General features: G+C 71.0%; 17 protein-coding genes. 2 read left to right on the top strand and 15 right to left on the bottom strand.

Features of this window, described 5'->3' with window-relative positions; all coding sequences use genetic code 11:
• Positions 1–61: 61 nt before the first annotated feature.
• The 8 genes from ACFULQ_RS32355 to ACFULQ_RS32320 form a co-directional block, all read right to left on the bottom strand.
• Complete coding sequence (locus ACFULQ_RS32355; RefSeq protein WP_383550806.1) at positions 62–559, bottom strand: hypothetical protein; 498 nt, start codon at positions 557–559, stop codon at positions 62–64.
• On the bottom strand, positions 556–1,071 hold the full coding sequence (locus ACFULQ_RS32350) for a TIGR00725 family protein (protein WP_383550804.1): 516 nt from the start codon (positions 1,069–1,071) through the stop codon (positions 556–558). Before ACFULQ_RS32350 ends, ACFULQ_RS32355 begins: the two co-directional genes overlap by 4 nt.
• 1,036 nt (positions 1,072–2,107) lie before the next feature.
• Complete coding sequence (locus ACFULQ_RS32345) at positions 2,108–3,811, bottom strand: SpoIIE family protein phosphatase (protein WP_383550802.1); 1,704 nt, start codon at positions 3,809–3,811, stop codon at positions 2,108–2,110.
• A gap of 5 nt (positions 3,812–3,816) precedes the next feature.
• Positions 3,817–4,359, bottom strand: coding sequence for a hypothetical protein (locus ACFULQ_RS32340; RefSeq protein ID WP_383550800.1), 543 nt, complete (start codon positions 4,357–4,359; stop codon positions 3,817–3,819).
• A gap of 102 nt (positions 4,360–4,461) precedes the next feature.
• Positions 4,462–5,262 carry an SGNH/GDSL hydrolase family protein gene (locus ACFULQ_RS32335; protein WP_383550798.1) on the bottom strand — a complete coding sequence of 267 codons (801 nt, stop codon included), beginning with the start codon at positions 5,260–5,262 and terminating at the stop codon, positions 4,462–4,464.
• Between the two features lie 425 nt (positions 5,263–5,687).
• Positions 5,688–6,314, bottom strand: coding sequence for a TetR/AcrR family transcriptional regulator (locus ACFULQ_RS32330; RefSeq protein ID WP_383550796.1), 627 nt, complete (start codon positions 6,312–6,314; stop codon positions 5,688–5,690).
• A 55-nt stretch (positions 6,315–6,369) separates the two neighbouring features.
• Positions 6,370–8,805 (bottom strand): beta-glucosidase, encoded by a 2,436-nt coding sequence (locus ACFULQ_RS32325; RefSeq protein WP_383550794.1) that lies wholly within the window; start codon positions 8,803–8,805, stop codon positions 6,370–6,372.
• A 91-nt stretch (positions 8,806–8,896) separates the two neighbouring features.
• On the bottom strand, positions 8,897–10,312 hold the full coding sequence (locus ACFULQ_RS32320) for an MFS transporter (RefSeq protein WP_383550792.1): 1,416 nt from the start codon (positions 10,310–10,312) through the stop codon (positions 8,897–8,899).
• 617 nt (positions 10,313–10,929) lie between these two features.
• On the opposite strand from ACFULQ_RS32320, the gene ACFULQ_RS32315 reads away from it, so the two are divergent.
• Positions 10,930–13,749: a glycoside hydrolase family 78 protein gene (locus tag ACFULQ_RS32315; RefSeq protein WP_383550790.1), complete on the top strand. Its 2,820-nt coding sequence runs from the start codon at positions 10,930–10,932 to the stop codon at positions 13,747–13,749.
• 373 nt (positions 13,750–14,122) lie between these two features.
• Here the strand turns inward: ACFULQ_RS32315 and ACFULQ_RS32310 are convergent, their stop codons facing one another.
• From ACFULQ_RS32310 to ACFULQ_RS32300, 3 genes are all read right to left on the bottom strand, one after another.
• A complete protein-coding gene (locus ACFULQ_RS32310) occupies positions 14,123–14,302 on the bottom strand; it encodes a hypothetical protein (RefSeq protein ID WP_383550788.1) in 180 nt (59 codons plus the stop codon).
• 180 nt (positions 14,303–14,482) lie between these two features.
• Positions 14,483–15,544 carry a sensor histidine kinase gene (locus ACFULQ_RS32305; RefSeq protein ID WP_383550786.1) on the bottom strand — a complete coding sequence of 354 codons (1,062 nt, stop codon included), beginning with the start codon at positions 15,542–15,544 and terminating at the stop codon, positions 14,483–14,485.
• On the bottom strand, positions 15,538–16,266 hold the full coding sequence (locus tag ACFULQ_RS32300; RefSeq protein WP_383550784.1) for a response regulator transcription factor: 729 nt from the start codon (positions 16,264–16,266) through the stop codon (positions 15,538–15,540). The genes ACFULQ_RS32305 and ACFULQ_RS32300 overlap by 7 nt, the downstream gene beginning before the upstream one ends.
• Positions 16,267–16,463: 197 nt before the next feature.
• On the opposite strand from ACFULQ_RS32300, the gene ACFULQ_RS32295 reads away from it, so the two are divergent.
• The gene (locus ACFULQ_RS32295) at positions 16,464–18,719 is read left to right on the top strand and encodes an MMPL family transporter (RefSeq protein WP_383550782.1); all 2,256 of its coding nucleotides are present in this window, start codon (positions 16,464–16,466) and stop codon (positions 18,717–18,719) included.
• A gap of 75 nt (positions 18,720–18,794) precedes the next feature.
• Here the strand turns inward: ACFULQ_RS32295 and ACFULQ_RS32290 are convergent, their stop codons facing one another.
• Genes ACFULQ_RS32290 through ACFULQ_RS32275 form a run of 4 tightly spaced genes read right to left on the bottom strand, consistent with a single transcriptional unit; the run spans position 18,795 to position 23,093 of the window.
• Positions 18,795–19,430 (bottom strand): lactate utilization protein C, encoded by a 636-nt coding sequence (locus ACFULQ_RS32290; RefSeq protein ID WP_383550780.1) that lies wholly within the window; start codon positions 19,428–19,430, stop codon positions 18,795–18,797.
• Positions 19,427–20,851, bottom strand: coding sequence for a LutB/LldF family L-lactate oxidation iron-sulfur protein (locus ACFULQ_RS32285; RefSeq protein ID WP_383550778.1), 1,425 nt, complete (start codon positions 20,849–20,851; stop codon positions 19,427–19,429). Before ACFULQ_RS32285 ends, ACFULQ_RS32290 begins: the two co-directional genes overlap by 4 nt.
• Positions 20,848–21,603 (bottom strand): (Fe-S)-binding protein, encoded by a 756-nt coding sequence (locus ACFULQ_RS32280; protein WP_383550776.1) that lies wholly within the window; start codon positions 21,601–21,603, stop codon positions 20,848–20,850. The genes ACFULQ_RS32285 and ACFULQ_RS32280 overlap by 4 nt, the downstream gene beginning before the upstream one ends.
• Positions 21,603–23,093, bottom strand: a complete 1,491-nt coding sequence (locus tag ACFULQ_RS32275; protein ID WP_383550834.1) for a rhamnulokinase family protein — start codon at positions 23,091–23,093, stop codon at positions 21,603–21,605. The genes ACFULQ_RS32280 and ACFULQ_RS32275 overlap by 1 nt, the downstream gene beginning before the upstream one ends.
• Between the last annotated feature and the right edge of the window lie 22 nt (positions 23,094–23,115).

Here is a 23,115-nt window from a genome sequence, read left to right as displayed (position 1 = left end):
CGTCGGATCCGCCGTTAGATTTACACTCCCGAGCTCGCCGACGTGTGTGAGGCACACGGGTTCAGGCGGTGCAGCTGAGGTAGATCCAGCCGCCCAGGAACAGGGCCGGGAGGCAGCAGGTGATCAGGGTAGGGCGAACGTGCCAGGAGAACCATTCGAGACAGCGTGAGAAGACTCCCGTCGGTGCGACGGCGTTGTGGCGGTGGGTGTGCTCGAACAGCAGGCTCGAAGGGTCCACGCCGCTGGTGTCTTTGATCTGTTGCCCGAGGCTGGACATGTGGGTGCGCCATGTCTTGATCCACTGGTAGGAACTGACGGCCACCAACAGCCAGCCTGTGCACAGGGTCATGCCGAAGAAGGCCAGCCAGTGCCGGTCGACGGCGCTGTGCTGGCCCGCGACGAAGGCGACCAGAGCGCTTTGGACGACCAGGAAGAGGTTCATGCGGCTGGAGTGCAGTTCCAGGTCCGCGTCATAGTGCTGCTGCGCGAGTTCGTAGGCCTTCCACAACTCGGAAAGCGCGGGGCTGGTAGGTGGGTTGACCGGTTCGGGCGCTGTCATCCGGCACCGCCCTGCCCGACGGACGGCAGGACGACTTGGACGGCTTCCGCGGCCGTGGACACCCGGGTGAACAGCCGGGCTTCGGGCAGTGTGACGGACTGCGCGGGAAGATCCCAGCCGTGCAGGGAAGCGACGGGCTTTCCTGCGTGCAGGGCCAGGGCGATCTCACTGAGGGTGCCCCAGCTGCCGCCCACGGCGATGAGGGCGTCGCAGCTGTTGACCAGGACCCCGTTGCGCAGTTCACCCAGCCCGGTGGCCAGGACATGTGTGAGGTGTCGGTTGCCCATGGTGCGGTCACAGCCGGGCAGGACGCCCACGATGGTCCCGCCGGCGGCGCTGGAGCCCTCGGCACAGGCCTCCATCACGCCGCCGAGGCCTCCGCATACGACGACCGCATCGTGCTGTGCCAGCAGGGCCCCTACCTGCCGGGCCAAGGATGCCTCACGATCGCTGGCGGTGCCGGGTCCGACTACCGCAACGTACAGGGGGCTGGGGCGTGTGGGATCGGCCATGCACCTCTCCAGTGCCGCGCGGAGCGCCGGGCACGCTTCGGGAGTGCCGAAGCCGTGATGGGTCCGGTCAGACGTACCCAGGCCTCGCTCGCGCCACGCATGCGGCTTCGGCTGACGGTGGTCGGGCCTGCCGGTCCTCGCCTACGACGACCAGTACTTCGACACCGCCTGTAGGTTCGACGTCGGCCACCTGGTCCCGCTTCGCCGAGGCGTGGGACAGCGGAGCGTCAGCCTGGACGGCGAAGGAGCGCAAGGCGTACGCCAACGACCTTGACGACCCGCGCGCCCTGAGCGTGGTCTCCGCACCTGGATGGCGCCTTCGGCCAGCTACGCCTGCCGGTACGCCACCGACTGGGTGGCCGCCAAAACCCGCTACCGGCGCTCTATTGCTCTCGGTGGAACTGTTGGTGCACCGTCCGGCAGACATAGCCAAGGACGGCGCAGCCCATCTGGAGCGAGGGCAGGAAGCGGATGACGCTACTACCGCCGACGGGCCTGGTGATCTCCTGTTGGGGAAGGCTCGCACGCTTGACGCCCGCCAATGGGAAGAGCATCGGCGCCCCGCTTCGGCGGAAACGATCCGCAAGGAGCTACACATCGGCGCTGCCCGGGCAAGACACCTTGCTGCTCTCGTCAGGAACGTTTCCGAGGCCTCTGCGAGGTCTGCCGAACTAGGAGAGGCGGAGGGGCGACGTCGTTTTGAATGAGCGACGCAGATACCAACATCTTCTTCTGCTGCTGATGGTACAGCGCTGCGAGGCATTTGACCTGCGGAAATGGGCTTGGAGGAGATGGGGGTGGCTGCCTGGCCCGCGAATGATCCGGGTCTTGGTTCCTTGGCCGCGGTCGAAACGGAGCTTCCTACGGGGGGAGTAGTTGTCCAGCCGGTCGAAGTCGGCCCTGGAAAGTTGGTCGGGCCGGTGGGCCTGCTCCGAGGATGCCAAGGTCAGTAGCCAGGAGTCATCCGCGGGGGCTTCTGCGTGACCGAGACCCCCGGTGGGTCTCGGCGTCGTACGGCCGGCGCAGGGCGGACGGTTCAGCGGGGGTTGTCGATGGGCTGTTCAGCCCAGATCGTCTTCCCGTTCCGGCCGTATCGACAGCCCCAGCGCGAGGTGAGCTGAGCGACGAGGAACAGGCCGCGTCCTCCCTCGTCGGTAGTGTGGGCACGCCGCAGCCGAGGTTGGGTGTTGCTGGGGTCGGTCACCTCGCAGACCAGCACGTCGTGGCGGAGCAGTCGCAGGCCCACCGGTCCGCCGGCGTAGCGGACCGCGTTGGTCACCAGTTCGCTGACGATGAGCTCGGTGGCGAAAACAAGATCCTGCAACCCCCACGCGGTGAGTTGGCGGGCTGTCTGCTTGCGGGCTTCGGCGACCACGGCGGGATCAGCCCGGAACTCCCACAGAGCGGTTGCCTCCTTCGGAATCGACCGTGTGCGCGCCAGCAGAAGGGCCATGTCGTCGCGCCGCGGCTGGACCGCGAGGTCGGCGAGCAGCGCCTGGCCGACATCCACCAGGTCGGCTTCCGGACCGGATGACACCGCGAGACGGGTGGTCAGCCTTCGCAGGGCGTCGTCGAGGTCCAGGCTCTCCCGTTCCATGAGGCCGTCTGTGTAGAGGGCGAGGACGCTACCGGGCTCGATGTCGATGGTGGTCGTCTCGTACGGCATGCCGCCGACGGTGAGCGGAGCCCCGGGGGAGATTGCGACGATGTGCACGGTCCCGTCGGGCCGGATGACGACGGGGGGAGGGTGACCGGCGCTGGCCATGGTGCAGCGCCCGGTGACCGGGTCGTAGACCGCGTACAGGCACGTGGCCCCGATGCCGTCCTGCTCCGCGGGCGGCGCCTCCGCAGCGAGGCGATTGACGAGGTCCGCGATGCGTGTGAGCACTTCTTCGGGTTCCAGTTCGAGGTCGGCCAGAGTCTGGATGGCGGCACGCAGCCGCCCCATGCCGGCGCTCGCATGCATGCCGTGGCCGACCACGTCGCCGATGACGAGGGCGACCCTGAGCGAGGGCAGCGCCAGAGCGTCGAACCAGTCCCCACCGATGTCAACTCCGTCACCTGCGGGGAGATAGGCGCCTGCGGTCTCGGCCGCGGGGGTGTCGGTGGTGGCCGGCGGAAGCATACGTTCCTGCAGCGCGACCGCCGCACGGTGCTCACGCGTGTACCGTCGGGCGTTGTCGAGGGCGAGCGCGGCGCGCGAGGCGACCTCGGTCAACAGGTCCGCGTCCTCCTGGGTGAAGGGATCGGACCGGTCGATGCGCCAGACGGTCACGTCGCCCAGCAGGAAGCCGCGCGCCCAGAGAGGGGCCAGCATCACCCAGCTGAAGGACTTGGGCAGGAGAAGCTCGACCAGCTCGGGGTCTCCGAGCATGGCGGTGAGCTCGTCCCGTCCGAGGGTGACTGTGATGCCCTGCTGGAGGCCGCGCAGCAGAGGGCTGTCGGGGACCGGCGGAAGCTCGTCACCGAGGTCGATGCCGGTCAGCGGGCCGACCGTGGCGGGCGCCAGCGCGGCATGGCGCAGATGAAGATCTCCCCCGCCCAGCCCACGCGGGGGGTCGGTGCCGTCGAACACGGCCTGCGCCAGTTCGACCCCCGCGAGGTCACCGAGGGTCGGAACGAGCACGTCGGCCAGATCCTGTGCGGTGCGCCGAACGTCCAGAGAGCCCCCGACGCGTAGGGCCGCCTCGTGGGACAGTTCCAGCCGCCGACGGGCGAGCATTTGCTCGGTTGTTTCCATGAACATCACCGCCACCCAGTGGGGTTGACCTGGGAGTTCTGCAGCCGGAAGACGTAGCGCGAGAGGCCTCGCCAGGGTGCCGGGCCGTGCCGTAGTCGTACCCGACGCTCGCCGTCGACCGCTGGGGTGCCGGTTTCCGGAACCGGGCGAAGCATCAGCTCGACGCCCTTGGCGTCATCCCAGGACACCACATCGTCTGCCTGGTTGGCGATCGGGACGCCGGGGCCGCCCGTGACCCCGGACGACGCGCTGGTCTGCACGATTGCCACGTCGGTGTCGTGCAGAGCGATCCCGGTGCTGTGCTGGGAAGCAAGCACGTCGAGGGGTGCGACGCTCCGCTCGCGGTCGATCACAACCTGTGTGGGGGTGGCCGCAGGGCTTGCAGGTGGTGACTCCGTCGGCGCCGCCGCCGAGTCGGGCCGGCACACAATCACGCCGGTGACGTCGGCTGCGGCGGCAGGCAAGCCGTCGAAGGCGAACGGCTGGTCTTGTGCTTGGGGAAAGGGCATGACCCTATGTCCGCTCTGAAACAGGTTGAGCTCTATCACGGTAGTCATTTTTCATGTCGGTCGCGGGCCATGGGCCCTGGCCTGTCGGCGGCGGAGCCTGCAGCGGCGGTCCTCGTCGATGCGGGTCTCCCGGGGCTGCGTTCAGTTCTTCAGGTGCTCGACGACGGCGTCGGCGACAGCGCGCATGCCCTCCGCGGTCGGGTGGAACGGTGTCACTTTCCCGAGATGACGGAGCCGGTCCGGCAGGCCGCACACCCAAGGATCCGCCGACCCCAGCTCATGCCCACAGCTGCGTTCCCCCATCCGCACGAGCTCCGCGTCCGACCGGGATGCGGCGGCCTCGAAGACCTGGGCGACCGTCTCTCCCAGCCGCCTCAGGGCGTCGATGTCGGCCTCGGCGAACGGTGCCGCACGGCTGGGACGGGTCCCGGGCCCGATGACGGTCAGGTAGTCGACGAGGAGGATTCGGGCGCCGGGTGCCCGTCGGCGCACCCCTTCGACCACCCTGCAGAGGCCGGCGGTCGCCCGCTCGACGGTCTCGGCCGTCGGGTGCGGCACCTGGGGCCGGTGCAGCACAGCCCGCAGCTGACGGGCCCAGGGGGAGGACAACAACCGACCCGCGATGGCGACAGTGAACATGCTGCCGATGTAGTTCAGGTCGTTGCCGCCCACCGTGATCGTCACCAGATCCGCGTGGGAGGGCACGCCCTCGAGTTGCGGCGGGAATTCCTTCCGCATGCGGCGCTGCGGACTGTCCAGGACGGTGGAGGCCGTCGCTCCCGACACCGTCAGGTCAGTCAGCTCGACGCCGAGCCGCCGGGCGACTAGGTGGGGGTAGTTCAGTGCCGAGCGCCCGGCCGCCCGGTTCGCGATCGGCGCGATCCCGGGGCCCGAGGCGAACGAGCTCCCGAGAGCTGCGAGGTGGCGGAAGTGCGGACTCATGGTTCCCCTCCGTGATGTGCGGGCTCATGGTGTGTGGATCGCCGGACGTCGTCAGCGGCTGCCTCGGATCGGCGCAGTGGCGGGCCGACGACCGCCACCTCGGCCGAGGTGGGCAAGAGCAGGTCGGTGTCGGACAGGCGATCGCGGCGGAGGGGCTGTTCGTCGCTTTTGTCGGATGCTCAGGCGGGGAAGGGACCGCCACGGTGGGCAGGCGTGCGATGCCGTCGGCTGACCGGCGGACACGCACGTGGCAGGACCACGCCCGCGGGATTCGAGGGCGCTGCCCGGAAGATCACGCTGAGGTGAGCGTTGCACTGCGAACCCTTCGGGGCAGCACGAGGTATGGGCCTCATGCGTTGCCGGGTCATCGAGTCGCCGATCGTCCGTCGGCACGGCTGTCCGCCGCGCACGGGTACCCGTGTGTGTCAGTCGTTCTCGCCGATGGGCGTGCCGTCCGTGCTCTCGCCCACGTGGGGGCCGCACATCCGGTTGAACGCTTCGACCAGCACGGTCATGTCGACGCTCGGGTCCAGGAGCCACTGCAGCTGGATGCCGTCGGACACCGCGAGCAGCAGTCGTGCCATGAGCTCGGAGTCGACGTCCTCGCGGATGCGCTGCTCCTGTTTCCCGTGGTCCAGGCCGTTCTGGATCTGGGCGCTCAGCTCGGTGTACCGCCGCTTGAAGAATGCGTGGGCGGGATGCTCCGGGTCCGATGCGGCGGCGGACAGGGTCACGAACAGGTCGACCAGACCCGGTTGCCGGGCGTTGTGACCGACGGTCCGGGCCACTGCCTCGCCCGGCGACATCACATCGACGACCGCTTCGGTGTCCAGGGCGTCCCGCTCGGCCAGTACGGCCAGCAGCAGGTCCTCCCGGGAATCGAAGTAGTGCAGCACACCCGCCTGGGACATGCCCACGCGGTCGGCGATCTCCTTGAGTGACGAGCCGCGCTCGCCCTGCTCGCTGTAGACCTCCAGAGCCGCCCGCAGAATCTGCTTGCGGCGCTCCAGTCCCTTGCGGTACGGGCCTCTCGGTTTGCGTGGTGTGCTCACGGTCAGACCGTACTTCACTCATGGGCGTGCGGGTTGGCCGGGGCGCCGACAGTGATCATGACGCGCGGGGTACGGCGGCGGTCAGCCGCAGGTCGGCCGCGGAGCGCCCCACCCGTATGCGGTGCGGACCGGTGCGCGGAACCCACCCGGCCGCACTCCAGACGGTGAGGGTCTCGGCCGGCACGGTGATCGTGGCGATCACGGCCTCACTCGCCCCCGCCTCGACCGCGGCGAAACCGATGAGGCGCTGCGGCTCGTCGCCCGCCGGGTCCAGGTACGCCTGGACGACCTCGCGGCCCGCGCGGCCGCCCGTGTTGCGGAGCGTGACCCGGATCGAGAGCCCGCGTTCGATGTCACCGGTCACGACGAAGTCCTCGTAGTCCCACGTCGTGTACGACAGCCCGTGCCCGAAGGGGAACAGGGGTGTGGTGCCGTGTGCGGCGTAGCCGCGGTGGCCGATGAGGTCGCCTTCCGAGTAGTCCAGCGTGCCGTCCACCGGCTGCGTGGACAGGACCGGTACGTCGGCTTCGGCGGTGGGGAAGGTGGTGGGCAGACGGCCACCGGGCTCGGCGCCGGTGAGGACGTCGGCGATGGCGTCTGCGCCCTCCTGGCCGGGGAACCAGGACCAGAGCAGGGCGGCGGGCCGCTCGGCCCAGGGGAGGAGGAAGGGGGAGCCGGCGTTGACGACGACGGCGGTGCGCGGGTTGGCGGCGCAGACCCGCTCGACGAGTTCGTCCTGCCGGCCCCGCAGGGTGAGCGTCGTACGGTCGACGTTCTCGGCCTCGGTGTCGGAGTCGCTGCCGACCATCAGCACGACGGCGTCCGCTTCCGCAGCGGCGGCGACGGCCGCCTCCAGCTCGTCCTCGTCGGTGCCGCGGGGGACGTCGTAGCCGAGGCCGAGCAGGGTGACGGGGTAGGGGAGGTTGCGCTGTGGACGGACGCTCAGCATGATGTCCGTCTCGCCGCGGACGGCGGGGAAGGCGAACGTGTGTGAGGGCGGGTTGAGCAGCAGGGCGGCGATGTCGTCGCCCTCCTGGAGTTGCTCGTGGGTCAGTGGTTCGTGCCCGGGGACGCGCAGGGTGAAGTGACCGGTGCCGATGACGGAAAGCCGGTGGGTGCCGGAGTCCCGCAGTCCGAGACGCGTGCGGACGGTCAGTTCCTCCACTCCGGCACCGAGGATGATCGGGAACCACCAGTTCGCCGGATCCTTGTGCTCGTCGGAGACGAGGTTGCCGTCGGCGTCCAGGTAGTCCAGCCGGACACCGGGCTCCCCGGTGACGGGGTCGGTGGCCGTCCCGCCGTCGAGCGGCAGGAGCTTGGTGTGCGGGAAGACGCCCGGGTGGACGGTGATCTCGATGTCTTCGCCCAGCGCCCGGCGCAGTCCGTCGAGTGGGGTGACCACGTGTTCCGGTGTGACCTGGGCGCTGCCACCGCCCTGGGTGGCGAAGCGCACCGCGTTGGGGCCGATGAGGGCCACCTTGCGCAGGGTGCCGGGCCGCATCGGCAGCAGTCCGTCGTTGCGAAGCAGGACGGACCCTTGGACCGCCAGTTGCCGCATGCGGGAGCGGACGTCCGGGGGAACCGGGATGTGTCCGGGACCGGCCACTTCGTCGAGGGCGCCGACCCTGGCCGCCAGCCGCAGGATGCGCCGTACCTTGTCGTCGATCACGGCCGGCGGCACGGCGCCCTGCTCCACAGCTGCGATCAGCGCGTCGCCCCACGGCCCGTCCGGGCCAGGCATCACCAGGTCGAGTCCCGCGAGGGCGGACGCCTCGGTCGTCCTGGCGGCCTGCCAGTCGGACACCACCACGCCGTCGAAGCCCCACTCCTGTTTGAGCACCTCCATCAGCAGCCGGCCGTTCTCGGTCATGGTCGTGCCGTTGACGGAGTTGTAGGCGGCCATCACTGCCCACACGCCGGCCTCGCGCACGGCCGCCTCGAAGGGCGGCAGATAGACCTCCCGCAGGGTCTTCTCGTCGATCCGGGCGTCGTACGTCATGCGTTCGGTCTCGGAGTCGTTGCCCACGAAGTGCTTGACGGTGGCGGCGACCCCCGCCGACTGCACGCCCCTGATGAAACCGACCGTGACACGGGCGGTCAGGTGCGGGTCCTCGGAGTAGCACTCGAAGTGCCGGCCGCCCAACGGGGAGCGGTGGAGGTTGACGGTGGGGGCGAGGAGGACATGGACACCGATCTCCCTCGCCTTCAGGCCCATCAGCCGGCCCGTCTCGTACGCGGTGTCCTCGTCCCAGGCCGCGGCCAGCGAACTCGGGCTGGGAAAGAGCAGCGCGGGCGGGGTGTCGCCGCCGAAGGAGGGGCCGCGGGGGCCCACGGGCCCGTCGGACAGGGTGAGGGAAGCGAGGCCGGCGGCGGCGACCGGTGTCAGGGTCCAGGCGTCGCCGCCGGTGAGCAGGGTCACCTTCTCCTTGAGGGACATGGCGTCGAGGCGCCGGGTGAGGTCCGCTTCGTCCACCGTCTGCCGACGGGTCATGGGCCGTTCCTGCCTTCCTGGCGGGTGTGGGGGAGCCGGGGCCGCCGCGACGGGGCAATGGTCTGGCGGCGGCCCCGGGGCGGGAGAGGGGTCAGGCGGCCACGGCGTCGCCCGCCTCGACGTCCTCGGCGCGCTTGAGCCGCGGGATGAGGGCGACGGACAGCAGTCCGACCACCGCCATGGCGGCGCCGAACAGCATGGCGTTCTTGTAGCCGGCGTCGTGGTAGAAGCGGGTGCCCTGGGCCACCGTGCTGTCCTTGGCGAGGATCACGTAGACGATCTGGGTGACGATGGTCGTCAGCACGCCCTGGGCCAGGCTCTGCAGACCGTTGGCGGTCGCCTGCTCCTCGGGGGTGACCGCCTCGATGATCAGGACCGGGATGGAGGACACCATCAGGCCCATGGCGATCGCGGAGAAGACGCCCAGCAGCATCAGCTGGGTGCTGTTGTAGTGCCAGCTCCGCTGGAGCACGAACCCGACGGCGGCGAACGCGGCACCGAGCGCCAGCGGCAGTCGGGCGTCGACCTTGCGCAGTGCCACACCGGTGCCGAAGCCGACGACGAGGATCAGGATGCTGGCCGGGATGCCGATGACCGCGTAGTGCGTGGCGGTCATGCCGAGACCGTCGGAGACCGTGGGGATCTTCGGGTAGAGCACGAGCAGCTGGCCGATGATGCCGGTTCCGAAGATGGTCGCGCCGACCAGGGCGGTGGCCAGGAAGACGGACCAGACGCCACGGCGGGAGGCCATCGTCAGGTCGAACAGCGGGTGGGCGACCTTGAGGTCGGTGACGATGTAGAGCAGGACCGCCGCGACACCGCCGAACATGTAGGCCAGGGTGCCCGCGTCGGTCCAGCCCCACTCGCCGCCCTTGCCGATGCCGTAGGTGAGGGCCGCCGCGCCGCCGCCGAGGAGGAGGCCGCCCAGCCAGTTCACCTTGGTCCGCTCCACGCGGTGCGGGGTCTCCGGAACCAGCGTGAGCAGGAGCAGCAGGCCGATGGCCGTGGCGATGGCCAGCGACCACATGACGCCCCGCCACCCGAAGCTGTCGATGACCCAGCCGGTGAGGAAGGGCCCGCCGATGGCGACGAAGGCGATGCCGCTGCCGATGATGCCGCTGGCCGCACCCACGTGCTTGGGCGGGAAGAGCTCACGGACGGACGCGTAGGCCAGGGCCGCGATGGGGGCGTAGAAGCCGGCGATGCCGCGCCCGATCAGCAGCGTGGCGTAGTTGTTGGCCAAAGCCGCGATGATGTCGCCCGCGAGGCCGATGACGGTGATGACGATCATGACGTTGCGCTTGCCGTAGAAGTCGGAGAGCTTCACGGCGAACGGCGCGACCACGGTGCCGACCAGCGCGTTGACCAGGATGAACCAGCCGATTTCGGTGGTGCGGAAGTGGATCGCCACGGAGGCCTGGGCGTTGCCGCCGAGCAGGCCGGCCAGCGACAGCAGCTGGGTGGGCCACATCAGGGCGAGGGCGATGAGGGCGAAACGGGCGCCCATGCCGGCTCGGGGAGCCTTGGCCGCCGGTGCCGGTGTGGTCGCGGGTGATGGCGAGGGCGTGGTGGAGGAAGACACGGCGATGTGGCCTCTCTTCGGAGGGAGGGTGGTGAGCGGAGGTGGGGCTTTGAGGGACCTCGTCGGGTCGGTGGGGAGGTTCGTACGGGACGAACGACGCGTCCGAGGGTGTGGGCGGATACAGAACGGCGCCCGCCGGTTGGAACCTTTCAACTCCGTGGCGGTCATGGTGGGAGTCGTGCTCCGGTCTGTCAACCCGTCTGGTTCCGGCCGTTCGGCCGTGACGAGCGGGCGGGCGTGACGTGGGCCGGAGTGCGGCTCCCGCAGGCCTCTGAACCGGTTGGATCCAGAGTCAACGAGAAGTTCACATGGCGGAAACCTAGCTACGTTCGGGATTCGTGGCTAGGGTTTCGCTCATAACTTTTTTGAGTCGCCGTCTGGATCTTCACGGCCACCGTCTCGGGTGGCTCGGGCTCCGGCCCGCGGTGTTTGAATCGATTCAGACCATCGTGGCGACTCATGATGTACACAGGCACACGGTCGTGCCGGCGCGAAAGTGAGGACCACAGGTGAGTCAGGAAACCCTTGACCGGACGGGTGTCGTGAGCGATGTCCGGTTCGAGCACGTGCGCGATGCGCTCGGTCTCGGAACCGCCCGTCCGCGGCTGTCGTGGACCACGCTCACCGAGGCCCGGGACTGGACCCAGACGGCGTACGAGGTCGAGCTGACCGTGCCGGGCGGCGACGGTCCCGCCGTCACGGTGCGGGTCGAGTCGGCCGACTCCGTTCTCGTGCCCTGGCCGTTCGACGCGCTCCCGGCGCGTGGCAGGGCCGACATCCGGGTCCGGGTCACCGGCTCCGACGGCGCCGTCTCCCCCTGGAGCACCCCGGCACCGCTGGAGGCCGGGCTGCTCGCTCCGGACGACTGGTCGGCCGTCTTCGTCACCCCGGACTGGGACGAGGACCCGCAGACGGACCAGCCTTCGCCGTTCCTGCGCCGCGAGTTCGAGCTGCGCGGCCCGGTGCGCAGGGCACGCCTGTACGCCACCGCGCTCGGCGTGTTCGAGGCGGAGATCAACGGCGTCCGCGTCGGCGACGAGGTCCTCGCCCCGGGCTGGACGGCGTACGACAAGCGCCTGCGCTACCGCACCCACGACGTCACCGACCTGCTCCGGCCTGGCCGCAACGCGATCGGCGCGGTCCTCGGGGAGGGATGGTTCCGCGGGCGCATCGGTTTCGACGGCAAGACGCGCGCGGTCTACGGCGACCGGCTCGCCCTGCTGGCCCAGCTGGAGGTGGAGTACACCGACGGCACGACCGAGCGGATCACGACCGACGGCTCGTGGCGTGCGGCGACCGGTCCGGTCCTCTCCTCGGGCATCTACGACGGCGAGGCGTACGACGCCCGGCTGGAGCGGTCCGGCTGGTCGCTGCCCGACCACGACGAGTCGGGCTGGCGCGGGGTGCGCGTCCTGGAACGTGACCTCGGCACCCTCGTGGCGCCCGACGGCCCTCCGGTACGCCGGATCGAGGAGATCGCCCCCGTCTCCGTGACGGCCACCCCCTCCGGCAAGACGCTCCTCGACTTCGGCCAGAACCTGGTGGGCCGGCTGCGGCTGACCGTGACCGGAGCGAGCGGCACCCAGGTCACCCTGCGGCACGCCGAGATACTGGAGGACGGCGAACTGTGCACCAGGCCCCTGCGCACGGCCGCCGCGACCGACACCTACACCCTGCGCGGAGAGGGTGAGGAGGTCTTCGAACCCCGTTTCACCTTCCACGGCTTCCGGTACGCCGAGATCACGGGAGCGCCGGACGACTTCGACCCGACCACGGTGCGTGCCGTGGTCCTGCACTCCGACCTGGAGCGCACGGGATCGTTCGAGTGCTCCGACGAACTCGTCGACCGCCTGCACGAGAACGTCGTGTGGGGCATGCGAGGCAACTTCCTCGACGTTCCGACCGACTGTCCGCAGCGTGACGAGCGGCTCGGCTGGACCGGTGACATCCAGGTCTTCTCACCGACCGCCTCCTACCTCTACGACAGCGCCGGCTTCCTCGGCTCCTGGCTCGCCGACCTCGCCGTCGAGCAGAGCGCGGACGGTGTGGTGCCGTTCGTGGTGCCCCGGGTGGGCGTGGCCGGGGCCGACACCCCGACCGCGGCCTGGGGCGACGCGGCCGTGTTCGTGCCCTGGGTGCTCCACGAGCGTTACGGCGACACCGGGGTCCTGGCGGCCCAGTACGGCTCGATGCGGGCCTGGGTGGAGCACGTGGCCTCGCTCGCGGGTGACAGCCGGCTGTGGGACAGCGGCTTCCAGTTCGGTGACTGGCTCGACCCGACGGCCCCCGCCGGGCGGCCCGACGGCGCCGCGACCCCGGGCGAACTGGTCGCCACGGCCTACTTCGCCCGCTCCAGCGAACTCCTCGCCCGCACCGCCGCGATCCTGGGCCACACCGAGGACGCCGAACGCTACGGAGCCCTGGCCGGCGAGGTGAGGACGGCGTTCCAGCGGGAGTACGTCACCGACGCGGGCCGGATGATGTCCGACGCGCCGACCGCGTACGCCCTGGCGATCTGCTTCGAACTGCTGGACTCCGACGCCCAGCGCGACCGCGCCGGCGAGCGGCTGGCGAGGCTGGTCCGGGGCAACGGGCACAAGATCGCCACGGGCTTCGTCGGCACCCCGCTGGTCTGCGACGCCCTGACCCGCACCGGGCACGAGGACACCGCGTACCGGCTGCTCCTCCAGACGGAGTGCCCGTCCTGGCTCTACCCCGTGACCATGGGCGCCACCACGATCTGGGAGCGCTGGGACAGCCTGCTGCCCGACGGCACCGTCAACCCCAGCGGGATGACCTCCTTCAACCACTACGCCCTGGGCGCCGTCGCCGACTGGCTGCACCGCACCGTCGCCGGTCTGGCCCCCGCAGCCCCCGGCTACCGGCGCCTGCGCATCCAGCCCCGCCCCGGCGGCGGCCTCACCCACGCCGGCGCGAAGCTGCGTACCCCGTACGGCGAGGCGGCGGTCTCCTGGACCCGGACCGGGGCGGAGGTGACGGTCGAGGCGCTGGTGCCGCCCAACACCACCGCCGAGGTCCTCCTGCCGGACGGGGACGAGATCGTCGGGGTCGGCTCGGGCCGTCACAGCTGGACGGTGACGCTCGCTTCCGAGGAGGCCGAACTGCCCCCGCTGTCGGTGGACATGGACATCGACGCCCTGCTGGACCGCGAGGAGGCCGCCCGCGCCTTCAAGGACCTGCTGATCTCCTACATCCCGGAGGCGGCCGAGTTCATCGAGAGCGGGTCGGGGGCCGCCCCCGCCGGGACCACGGTCCGCACGATCGCGGGGATGATCCCGAACGCCGAGAAGTTCCTCGCCGACCTGGAGGCGAAGTTCGCCGAACTGGAGGGCCGCGCCTGACGGCGCCGCCCTCCTGACCGGAGGCAAGCCTCCTGAGCAGGAGGTCGGAGACCGGCGTGGGCAGGGCCCGCAGCGTGCGCACCGACGCCGCCGCGGGCCAGGGGAAGTACGCCCGCGCCGGTTCCCTCTCCAGGGCCCGTACGACATGTCGCGCCGCGCGGTCCTGGCGGATCTGGAAGGGCTTCGGCAGGACCGTCCTCGCTGATCCGGTCGGTGGCGACGAAGCCGGGGTGGATCGAGGCGTACCGGCTGCCCCGGGGCGCCAGTTCGCCCCGTGCCTCGTCGAGAAGAGTGCGCGCGGCGGCCTTCGCCGTGGAGGAGGGGTCCCGGCGGGGAAGGCCCATCAGGCCGGCCGGCTGGTTGCCGTGCGCGATCAGGCCCCCGGCCCACTGGCCTCCATCTGCGCGACCAACGGGACAAGGCAGTTCACCACCGTGCCGTGGTCGAGGGCCATGATCCGTGAGACGTCGGCCACGGACACCTGGTCCATGGACATGTCCGGTCCCTGGCCGACGTTGAGCAGCGCCACGTCCACACCGCCGAACTCCGCCACGGCGGCCCGCCGCGCCGTGAGGACAAGCCGGTTGCCGCCGGGAGCGAGCAGGCGCGCGACCTCCGTACCGGTCCCGACGAGGCGCCGACGATCAGGACCGTCCTGCCCGCGATCCCCGCCATGCTGTTCCGCCGGTCGCAGGGACGACGTTCATGGCGAAGTGCCGGTCATCAGCGCCGTTCACAGGGCCTCTCGGGCCGGCCGGTGCGGAAGGGGCAGGATCACGTCCACCCGGGTGCCGCGGCCCGGGGCGCTGTCGAGGCGGATCCGGCCGCCGTGCAGCTCTGACACGGCGGCGACGATGGCGAGCCCCAGTCCGCTGCCCCCGCGGGCGCGGCTGCGCCCCTTGTCGGCCCGGTAGAAGCGGTCGAAGACGTGGGCGACGGCGTCCCCCGGGATGCCCGGCCCCTCGTCCTCGACCCGGAGCAGTGCCTCGTCTCCCGCGGTACGCACCTCGACGTGGCAGGGGGCGCCCGAGGGCGTGTGCATACGGACGTTGCCGAGGAGGTTGGCCAGCAGGCTCCGCAGCTGGGCCTCGTCGCCCAGGACGACCACTCCGGCCTCGATGTCCGGCAGGAACAGTCGCTCCGGTTCGACCGCGGCGGCGTCACGACAGGAGTCGCGGGCGATCCGGCTGAGGTCGACCGGCTCCAGGTCCGCCTCGTCCTCCTCGTCGAACCGGGCCAGCGTCAGCAGGGACTCGACCAGCCGCGTCATCCGGCGGATCTCGGACAGCATGCGGTCCACGGCCTCGTCCACCGCGGCCGTGTCCGGCAGCGCGCCCCGCTGGTAGAGCTCGGCGTAGCCGCGCAGGGACTGCAGCGGGGTACGCAGCTCGTGCGAGGCGTCGGCCACGAACTGGCGCATTCGCTCCTCCGACCGCTCGCGTGCGCTGAGGGCGCTCTGGATCTGTTCGAGCATGCCGTTCAGCGCCTCGGCGAGCCGGCCGACCTCGGTGGCCGGGCCGGTGGCGGCCACGGTGAGCCGCTGACCGAACTCGCCGGCCGCGATCGCGTCGGCGGTGTCCGCGGCCCGCTCCAGGGGACGCAGTTCGCGGCGCACCACGGCGGTGCTGACCACCGCCACGCCGGTCAGTCCGGCCAGTTCGACGGTCACGATGACGGCCGCGTCCCCGCTGACGACCCAGGCGAACGCGGTGGCGGCCATGGCGCACGCGCACAGGGCGGTGACGAGCGTGCCGAGCCGGGTCCGCAGCGGCCACCGGCGGATCCGGTTCAGCACCCCGGCTCCCGGACGCTGTAACCGACGCCGCGCTGCGTGTGGATCAGCGGGGGACCCAGCGGGTCGAGCTTGCGCCGGAGATAGCTGACGTAGGTGGCGACCACGGTGTCGTCTCCGTTGAAGTCGTACGACCAGACATGGTCGAGGAGCTGGGCGCGGGGGACCACCCGTCCACTGTGCAGCATCAGGTAGCGCAGCAGCCTGAACTCCGTGGGGGACAGGTCGACGGCGGTCCCGGCACGGCGCACCGTGTACGTGGCCTGGTCCAGTTCCAGGTCGGCCACCCGCAGGACCGTATCGTCCCGGTCGGTGCGCCGGGTACGGCGCAGCACGGCACCGATCCGGGCGGCCACCTCGTCCAGGCCGAAGGGCTTGGTGATGTAGTCGTCGCCGCCCGCGGTGAGCCCCCTGACCAGGTCCTGCCGGGTGTCGCGGGCGGTGAGGAAGACAACGGCGTGCGGCAGACCGTCGGCGCGCAGGCGCCGCATCACCTCGAAGCCGTCGCCGTCCGGCAGCATCACGTCGAGCAGGATCAGTTCGGGCAGGAAGTCCCGCGCCGCCGTCAGGGCCTCCTTCGCCGTGGCGGCGGTACGGACGTCGTATCCGATGAACCGCAGGAACCGGTCCACGGTGTCCAGGATCGCCGGCTCGTCGTCGACCACCAGAAGCCGTCCGAGCCGCGGCGGCCCCGAGGCGCCGTGCGCGGAGTTCTGGTCACTCATATCGCGTGCTTCTCCCGTCGTGCATGCCGCGCCCCCGTGGTGTCGTTCGATCATGTCGGATCGCCGGGCCCCCGCTCCATGGGAGTTGTGTGTGAAGTCCGGCTCCAGGAGGCCGTTCCGGCGGGGAGACGGGCGCCGGGTTCCTAGCGTGGATCACACAGATCCCTTCCCCTTCTCCGGCATCCGGGAGTACTCGCGTGTCCACGCTTCTGTACCGCCTGGGCCGTTTCGCCTACCGGCGTAAATGGTCCGTCATCGGCGCCTGGTCCGTCCTGCTGCTCGTGGCGGTGGTGGCCGCGCTCGGTCTGATGAGGCCGTTCGCCTCCGCCACCACCATTCCCGGCACCGAGGCCCAGCGCACGCTCGACGTGGTGCGGGCGAAGTTCCCCACGGACGACACGCACACCACCGGGAAGATCGTCTTCCGGGCGCCGGACGGCGCGACCGTCAGCGCCGGTGACAGCGCGAGGACCGTGCGCCTCACCGTCGACGAGGTGGCCCGTGTCCCCGGTGTGACCGCGGCCATTGCCCCGGACGTGAAGGCCGCAACGGTGTCGGCCGACGGCATGACGGGCATCGCCCAGCTGACCTTCTCCGCCGAGAAGGGCGACACCCTCCCCGAGGCCACCAGGACAGGCGTCGAGGAGGCCGCCGCCGGGGCCCGTCGGGCCGGACTGACCGTGGAGCTCGGCGGTGACGCGTTCTCCCAGGCCAAGGTCGAGGTGATGGGGCCCGGGGAAGCGGTGGGCGTGCTGATCGCCCTGGGCGTCCTGGTCCTCGTCTTCCGTTCCCTGCGCGCCGCGATCGTCCCGGTGGCCACCGCGCTCGTCGGAGTGGCCGTCGGCGTCCTGGGCCTGCTGTCCCTGACCAGCGTCGTCACGATGGACAGCACCTCGGTCATCCTCGCCGTGATGCTCGGCCTCGCCGTCGGCATCGACTACGCCCTCTTCATCGTCTCCCGCCACCAGACCCAGGTCAGGGACGGCATGGACCCCGAGAAGTCGGCCGGGCTCGCGACCGGCACGGCGGGCGGCGCGGTCGTGTTCGCGGGCGCCACGGTCGTGATCGCGCTGGCCGCGCTGTCCGTGGTGAACATCCCCTTCCTCACGGTGATGGGCCTCGGCGCCGCAGTGACCGTGGTGGTCTCCGTACTGATCGCCGTCACCCTGCTCCCCGCCGTGCTGGGCCTGATGGGCAGGCGGATCGCCACCAGCACGGTGCCGGTGCTGCGCCGCTCCACCGAGCGCGCCGCCCGCCGGACGGATCGCCCGGCCACGGGCGTGCGCTGGGCCACCCTGGTGGCGCGGCGCCGCTGGACCGTGCTCGTGGTGTCCCTGCTCGGCCTGGGGATCCTCGCCCTCCCGGCGGCCGACCTGCGGCTCGGACTGGGCGGCACACAGGACCCCGACACCTCCGCGGCCCGTGCCCAGAAACTCGTCGACGACGGCTTCGGGCCCGGCTACAGCGGCACGCTCGTCGTCCTCGTCCAGGGCGGGAAGAAGGCGGTGGCGTCCGCGGCCGGGGAACTCACCTCGACCGTGCAACGGCTGCCGGGCGTGGCCGCCGTGTCCCCCGCGGTGGCCTCGAAGTCCGGCGACGCCGCCCTGATCAGCGTCACCCCGACCAGCGGCCCCGAGACGGAGGCCACCAAGCGGGTCCTGGCGGAGATCCGGCACGCCCGCGACGCCGTCGAGGACCGCACCGGCACGGCCGTCGACGTCACCGGCACCACCGCGGTCAACATCGACGTGGCGGACAAGCTCTCCGCCGCCCTGCCCGCGTACTGCCTGCTGGTGATGGGCCTGGCACTCGTCCTGCTGATCGTGGTCTTCCGCGCGGTCGCCGTACCGCTGAAGGCGGCCCTGGGCTTCCTGTTGTCGCTGGGTGCCTCCCTGGGAGCCATGGTGGCGGTGTTCCAGTGGGGCTGGCTCTCCGGCCTGCTCGGGATCAAGGAGACCGGACCGGTGCTGAGCTTCCTGCCGATGCTGCTCGTCGGCATCCTCTTCGGCCTGGCGATGGACTACGAGGTGTTCCTCGTCTCGCGGATGCGTGAGGAGTACGCCCACGGACGGACGGCCGCCGACGCCATGATCCGGGGCTTCGGGCACGGCTCCAAGGTCGTCACCGCCGCCGCCCTGATCATGATCGCCGTCTTCGGGTCCTTCGTCTTCGCGGACATGCAGGTCATCAAGGGGATGGGATTCGCCCTCGGTGTCGGTGTGCTGCTGGACGCGTTCGTCGTCCGTATGGCGCTGGTACCCGCGGTGATGGCCGTCCTCGGCGACCGGGCGTGGTGGCTGCCGCGGTTCCTGCGGCGGGTCCTGCCGGACGTGGACATCGAGGGGGAGCGGCTGACCCGCGGGATGGCCGGCGCCCCCTCGGCCGCGGTCGCGCCGCCGGGGCGGTCGGACAAGGAGCGGACCGCGGTCCGCTCCGGTGGCGGCGGCGTGTAGCCGACGTCCTCCGATGGCCGTGAGCACCGGTCGTGCTCCCTTCGCGGAGCCGACCGGGTCGGCTTGAGCCGACGCTCAGCCGACCACGACGACCACGTGCAGGCTCCGTGGGCCGTGTACGCCTTCGACCCGGTCGAGTTCGATGTCGCTGGTCGCCGACGGGCCGGAGATCCACGTCAGCGGGCGGACCGGATCGAGCCGGGGCAGGGCCTGGGGCACGGAGGCCACGATCTGATCGGCCGCGCGGACGACGCAGACATGCAGGTCGGGGACGAGGGTCAGGGCACGGCGGCCCTGCCTGGGGCCGCCGTCCAGGACGATGGTGCCGGTCTCGGCGATCGCCAGGGCGCAGCCGGTGATCACGGCGTCGACGGTGTCGAGTTCGTACGGCGACAACGGACCGTCGTCGGGAAGCCGTTCGGCGTCGGTGGTGGCCAGCCACGCGGAGGGCAGTCCCGGCGGGACGGCTACCCGGTCGGCACCGTGTTCCGCGAGGAGGCGACCGATCAGGGCCGGGAGTTCGGCGTCCGTGGCACGGTGGACGACGGCCCGGTAGTCGGCGAGGTTCTCGTGCAGGAGGTCGAGGACCGTGTCCGGCGCGTCGGGTGTATGGCTGACGAGGTAGTCGCGGGAGACCTCGGGGACGTCGGGCGCGTCGGCCAGCGCGCGTCGTACCCGGGCCAGAACCCGGTCACGGGAGGTGGCGGTCATCGGCGGTTCTTCCTCCACCAGTCGCGGAACGGTTCGGCGGGCATCTTCGGCAGGTCGCGGCTCTCGGTCCACTGCCGGGCACCGGGACCCGGAAGGCGGTTGGGATGCAGCGCGCGGGTCCTCGCCGCGAGCCGTTCACCCGCCGCGAGCGCGGCCGGCCGGTCCAGTACCCAGCCGGCCGCCTTGATCGCGGCCTTCTCCAGCCTGTGCCCGGCCCCGCCCTGGTCGGCGACGCGCTCGCGCAGGTGCACGAGGACCTCGGGGATGTCGATGGCGACGGGGCAGACCTCGTAGCAGGCCCCGCAGAGCGAGGAGGCGTATGGCAGCGAGGCGTCGATCTCGCTTTGGGTGCCGCGGAGTTGGGGGCTGAGGATGGCGCCGATCGGGCCGGGGTAGACCGAGCCGTAGGCGTGTCCGCCGGCCCGTTCGTAGACCGGGCAGACGTTGAGGCAGGCCGAGCAGCGGATGCAGCGCAGGGCCTGGCGGCCGACCTCGTCGGCGAGGGTGTCGGTGCGGCCGTTGTCGAGGAGGACGAGGTGGAAGGTCTGAGGGCCGTCCTGGTCGGTGGTGCCGGTCCAGGTGGAGGTGTAGGGGTTCATGCGCTCGGCGGTCGAGGAGCGGGGGAGGGTCTGGAGGAAGACCTCCAGGTCCTGCCAGGTCGGCACGATCTTCTCGATGCCGACGACCGAGATCAGCGTCTCGGGCAGGGTCAGGCACATCCGTCCGTTGCCCTCGGACTCCACGACCACCAGGGTGCCGGTGTCGGCGACCATGAAGTTGGCGCCGGAGATGCCGACCTTGGCCCGCAGGAACTTCTCCCGCAGGTGCAGCCGTGCCGCCTCGGCCAGTTCGGCGGGCGTGTCGGTGAGGCCTTCGGGTGCCGGGCGGCCCCACTCGCTCATCTCGCGCTCGAAGATGTCCCGGATCTCGCCCCGGTTGCGGTGGATGGCCGGGACCAGGATGTGGGAAGGGCGGTCCTTGCCCAACTGCACGATCAGCTCGGCGAGATCGGTCTCGTAGGCCCGGATGCCCGCGGCCTCCAGGGCTTCGTTGAGCCCGATCTCCTGCGTGGCCATCGACTTGACCTTCACGACCTCCGACTCGCCGGTCATCTTGACGAGTTGGGTCACGATGTCGTTGGCCTCGTCGGCGTCGGCGGCCCAGTGGACGGTGCCGCCCGCCGCCACGACCGACTCCTCCAACTGCACGAGGTAGCGGTCGAGATGACGCAGGGTGTGGTCCTTGATCCGCTTGCCCGCCTCGCGCAGCTCCGCCCAGTCGGAGACCTCGGCGACGGCCTGCGCCCGCTTGGCACGGATCGTGTGCGTGGCGTGCCGCAGATTGCCCCGCAGCGTCTGGTTGCCCACGGCCTCGTGCGCCGCCTTCGGGAAGGCCGGCATGCCTACGAACGTCCCGCTCACTTCAGGGGCTCCTCTTCCGTGCTCGCCAGGATCTCCGCGAGGTGCAGCGGGCGCTGCGGGGCGTTCTGGCGGCGCAGCATGCCGCCGATATGCATCAGACACGAGTTGTCGGCGCCGCACAGCACCTCCGCGCCCGTCGACAGCGCGTTGCGCACCTTGTCGGCGCCCATCGCCGTCGAGACGTCCGCGTTCTTCACGGCGAACGTCCCGCCGAAGCCGCAGCACTCCTCCGCGCCCGGCAACTCGACCAGCTCCAGGCCCTTGACCGCCTGGAGGAGCCGGCGGGGCCTGTCGCCCAGGCCCAGCATGCGCAGGCCGTGGCAGGAGGGGTGGTACGTCACCGTGTGCGGGAAGTACGCCCCGACATCCGTCACCCCCAACACGTCCACCAGGAACTCGGTCAGTTCGTAGGTCCTCGGTACGAGCGACGCGGCGGCGTCCGCCAGTTCGGCGCCGCGTCCCTCCGCGGCGGCCCTGGCGCCGATACGCGGGTAGTTGTCCCGCACCATCGCGGCACACGACCCCGACGGGGTGACGACATGGTCGTAACCCTCGAACGCGCGGGCCGTGCGGCGGACCAGCGGTTCGGTCTCCCGGCGGTAGCCGGTGTTGAACTGCGGCTGACCGCAGCAGGTCTGGGAGGCGGGGAAGTCCACTTCCACGCCGAGGCGTTCGAGCAGCCTGACGGTGGCGATGGCGGTGGACGGATAGACGGCGTCGTTGACGCAGGTGGCGAAGAGCGCGACGCGCATCACGCGTCCTTTCCGGTCGGCGAGATCCTGGCCTCGGCGGCGTCCCAGGCGGCCGTGTCGCCGCGAGGGGCGTACCGTCGCAGGTGCTGGGTGTCGGCGACGAGCCGGCGCATCGCGGGCAGGTCGCCGACCAGGCCGGCGGTCCTGGCCTGCACGAGGATGTTGCCCATGGCGGTGGCCTCGGTCGGGCCGGCGATCACGGGCAGGCCGATGGCGTCGGCGGTGAGCTGGCAGAGCAGGTCGTTGCGGGACGCACCGCCCACGAGGTGGACGTGGGTGATGTCGCGGTCGGCGAGTTCGGCGGCTTGACGGAGCGTGCGGCGATGGGCCAGGGCCAGGCTCTCCAGGATGCAGCGGACCACGGCACCTCGACTGCCGGGGACGCGTTGGCCCGTGCGACGGCAGTACTCCCGGATGCGTTCAGGCATGTCGCCGGGAGGGAGGAACCCATGGAAGTCGGGATCGATGACCGCCGCGAACGGCTCGGCGCGGGCCGCGTCGGCGAGCAGACTCGGGATGTGCGCGGGCAGGCCCTTGGCGGCCCAGGTGCGGCGGCACTCCTCCAGCAGCCACATCCCCATGATGTTGCGCAGGTAGCGGATGGTCCCGTCCACTCCGCGCTCATTGGTGAAGTTCGCGGCCCGGGACGCCTCGGTCAGGACCGGACGGTCCAGTTCGAGGCCCGCCAACGACCAAGTGCCGCACGAGATGTAGGCGAAGTGGGGCTCCGTGGCCGGCACGGCGACGACCGCGGACGCGGTGTCGTGCGAGGCGACGGTGGTGACGGGCGTGCCCGCGGCGAGCCCGGTGTAGGAGGCGACGTGCGGCAGGACGACTCCGGCCGGGTCGCCCGGGGCCCGCAGCGGAGGCAGCAGACCGGGGTCGACGGAGAGACGTTCCAGCAGGTCCTTCGACCAGGTTCCGGCCCTGGCGTCGAAGAGGCCGGTGGTGGAGGCGTTGGTCTCCTCGGCACCGATGGATCCCGTCAGCCAGTGGATCAACAGATCCGGTATGAGCAACAGGGAGCGGGCCGAGGCGAGCCGTGCGCCGCCCGCTTCCGCGGCGAGCTGGAAGACGGTATTGAACGGCAGATGCTGCACGCCGGTGATCTCGTACAGTTCTGCGGGTCCGACCTGGGACCAGACGTGTTCGGCGACTCCGTCGGTGCGGCTGTCGCGGTAGTGGAAGGGGTGGCCGACCGGCGAACCGAAGGCGTCGAGGAGCCCGTAGTCCACGGCCCAGGTGTCCACCCCGATGGAGCTGACGCCGCCGGCACGGGCGGCCTCGCGCAGCCCGTCGAGCATGCCCTGGAAGAGGGCGAGGACGTCCCAGCGCAGCCCGTCGGGCAGCTTGACGGGGGTGTTGGCGAACCGGTGGGCCTCGGTGAGGTCGAGGTTGTCCGGTCCGACCCGGCCGAGGATGACGCGGCCGCTGGTCGCGCCGAGATCCACGGCCGCGAACGTGGAGGGGAAGGCGGAGGACGGCGGGATGGTGCTCACGTGGGGTACCTCC

Origin of the sequence: Streptomyces sp. NPDC057253, from assembly GCF_042669125.1 — a bacterium.
Classification (GTDB): Bacteria; Actinomycetota; Actinomycetes; order Streptomycetales; family Streptomycetaceae; genus Streptomyces.
The sequence above is the reverse complement of the archived record's forward strand: the minus strand, read 5'-3'. Positions and strand labels throughout refer to the sequence as shown.